This window comes from Chitinophaga sp., assembly GCF_035564935.1.
GTDB lineage: Bacteria > Bacteroidota > Bacteroidia > Chitinophagales > Chitinophagaceae > Chitinophaga.
Genome location: NZ_DATMTE010000041.1, coordinates 1 through 2,825, shown reverse-complemented (window position 1 = coordinate 2,825; position 2,825 = coordinate 1). Strand labels below are relative to the sequence as shown.

Annotated in this window: 2 protein-coding genes; both read right to left on the bottom strand. The window is 49.5% G+C overall.

Going from position 1 to position 2,825, the window contains the following annotated elements; all coding sequences use genetic code 11:
- Positions 1-105: 105 nt before the first annotated feature.
- A complete protein-coding gene (locus VN105_RS01130) occupies positions 106-843 on the bottom strand; it encodes a DUF1080 domain-containing protein (RefSeq protein ID WP_325637079.1) in 738 nt (245 codons plus the stop codon).
- A gap of 45 nt (positions 844-888) precedes the next feature.
- Complete coding sequence (locus VN105_RS01125; protein ID WP_325637077.1) at positions 889-2,211, bottom strand: Gfo/Idh/MocA family protein; 1,323 nt, start codon at positions 2,209-2,211, stop codon at positions 889-891.
- Between the last annotated feature and the right edge of the window lie 614 nt (positions 2,212-2,825).

Sequence of the window (2,825 nt, the reverse complement as noted above, 5' to 3'; positions counted from 1 at the left end):
TGATGCGGTGTATTTATCATTGAATATCGAAGCAGCCGACACTTTAACTTAAAAAAAATGCAGCGGAGGATTTTTCCTCCGCTGCAATAATATAAGGATGATGGCTTACAGGGGTCTTATCCAGATATTCCTGAAGCTCACGGGATTTCCGTGGTCCTGCAGTGCAATGGATTTGGCGCCATGTTTTACATAGGTCGGTTTGCCTATATATTCTGTTTTACCTTCCAGCTCCACATTATTTTGCACCAGCACGCCATTTTGCAATACGGTGGCTCTTGCCGGAGATTTCAGGGAACCGTCGCCGTTAAAGCGCGGAGCGGTCCAGATCACATCGTAGGTTTGCCATTCGCCTGGTTTTTTGCAGGCATTTACCAAAGGAATTTTTTGTTTGTAAAAACTGCCTGCCTGCCCGTTGGAGTAGGTGCGGTTGTTATAGTTGTCTAACACCTGCAGCTCGTATTGTTCCTGCATAAAAACGCCGCTGTTGCCGCGTCCCTGGCTTTCTCCCTTTACTTCTGCGGGTGTGCGCCATTCAATATGCAGCTGAAAGTCTTCAAACTGTTGTTTTGTTTTAATTACACCGCCTCCTTTAACAACGGTCATCGCATCATCTTTCACTTCCCATTTTGCGGGTCCTCCTTTATCAGATTCCCAGCTGTCGAGGTTTTTACCATTGAACAGTACGATGGCGTCGGAAGGCGCAGTAAGGGTTTCCGTGCCTGGTGTAATTACCTTTGGTACCGGTTCCCAAACCTCTGTGGCTTCAGGCTTCATCTGCTCCTTGTTTTGTGCGGTGGCGGCCACCGTGAGCAGGGTACAGGCAGATAGCAGTAGCGTACGCATATGTCTTTTATATTTTTTATAAAGATGTTAAGATGCTATTTTCGTTTATACAGTAACGTTAGGCAGATGATACCCGTTATGGTATTGTGCTGCTAACAGTTTGTTGGCATCGCTGTCGGTGAATTTGCCTGATGGCTGGTCCCAGTACACTTTTTTGCCGGTGCGATAGGCAATATTGCCCATCTGCGCGGTGGTAGCCACAAGAGAGCCTACCTGCACGGAGGCATGAAGGTCGTCCAGTTTGCGGGATTTCACTACTTCCACGAAATTGGTGGTATGAAGGTCGAGGCCATTATCAACCGACTTTTGCCTTGGTACGGCTTCCATTTTTCCTTTTTCAGGGATCACTTCCCATCCGCCGCGATCCAGTACCAGTGTACCGTTATTGCCAATAAAGGCAATACCATGATCACGTCCGTAAGGGCCGCCATCAATACCAATAGCCTGTTCCCACTGGATATTGTAGCCATCGAACTCATATACGGTGGTGAGTGTATCAGGTGTTTCAGCGGCATCGTCCGGATAGGCGAACTTACCGCCTGCAGCCATGATGGATTTGGGCGCAGCGGATTTCATGCCCAGCAACGCATAGTCGAGCAGGTGAACGCCCCAGTCGGTCATAAGGCCACCGGCATAATCCCAGTACCAGCGGAAGTTGAAATGGAAGCGGTTGGGGTTAAAGGGGCGGGTAGTAGCGGGACCCAGCCAGGTTTTATAGTCTACACCTGCAGGAGGAGTACCATCCGGTTTCACGGGAATGGATTTCATCCAGCCCATGTAAGCCCATGCTTTTACCAGGCGTACCTGGCCCAGCTTGCCGGAGTGCACAAATTCAATAGCGTCCCTGAAGTGTTTTTGGCTGCGCTGCCATTGGCCTACCTGTACGGCGCGGCTGTATTTCTGCTGCGCAGCTACCATGGAGCGGCACTCTACAATGGAGTTGCCCATGGGCTTTTCTACATACACATCTTTACCGGCGGCACAGGCGTCTGTCATTTGCAGGCAATGCCAGTGATCAGGGGTGCCAATCACAACGGCGTCGATGTTTTTATCTTCCAGGAGCTTGCGGTAATCGCTGTAGGCTTTCACTTTGACGCCTTTCTGTGCCAGTTCGGCCACCCTTTTGTCCAGCACGTTTTTGTCCACATCGCAAAGGGCTACGCACTGAGCGGCGGGATTTTTCAGCATGGAGGTAAGGTCGGCCCAGCCCATACCGTTGATGCCAATAGCAGCCACATTGAGGCGGTCGCTGGGCGCTACGGTACGCAGTGGAAATGCCTGCAGCCCGGCAGGCAGCGCGGATGCCAATCCAGCCCCTGCCATCAGCGTGGAAGCGGATTTGATAAAGTTTCTACGGGAATTGTTCATGTAATAAAACGTTTGTGGAATTGTGAAATTGACAATTAAAAATACAAAATAGGGAAAAACGCGGAGATTTTAGCGGAGGATCGCCGAAGGCGATGTTAAATTGTCTTGGAACCGGATTACGCTGATTATACTGATTACCTTGATTTTACTTTTAGAATTTGATGAATATGGGGAGATATAAGCGGGTGTGCGGCTTCGGCGCAGCGGAATTTGTTTTGGAACACTGATTATGATGATTTCGCTGATTACTTTGATTTTTTTTTTAGAATTTGATGAATATCGGGCACTCCTACTGCTTCTCGACCTCCACTCACCCAGGCTACGATACTACGGATGGGGCATCTAGACCACTCTGCTGATAGACGTGCCTCCAGGCTTAAGGCCACCATTCCTGGGATGATTGTGAGGGCTCTGACTACTTCTATGACACCCCTCAGTGCATATATTGATGCTCTATCAACACGGATAGCGGTGTGTCAGCAAGGTCAAGGGGCCACTGAGGAGGTGACGGCTCTAAAGGCCGCAATTGTTGAGCTAACGAAGGATGTGAACCAGTTGAAGTCCACAGATATGTCCATGATTTTCGGGACTGTGGAGATCCTCGACATGCCAGC

Bases quoted from the DNA above. Each gene is read 5' to 3' on its own strand.
- VN105_RS01130 (WP_325637079.1), bottom strand. From the start codon at position 843: ATGCGTACGCTACTGCTATCTGCCTGTACCCTGCTCACGGTGGCCGCC.
- VN105_RS01125 (WP_325637077.1), bottom strand. From the start codon at position 2,211: ATGAACAATTCCCGTAGAAACTTTATCAAATCCGCTTCCACGCTGATG.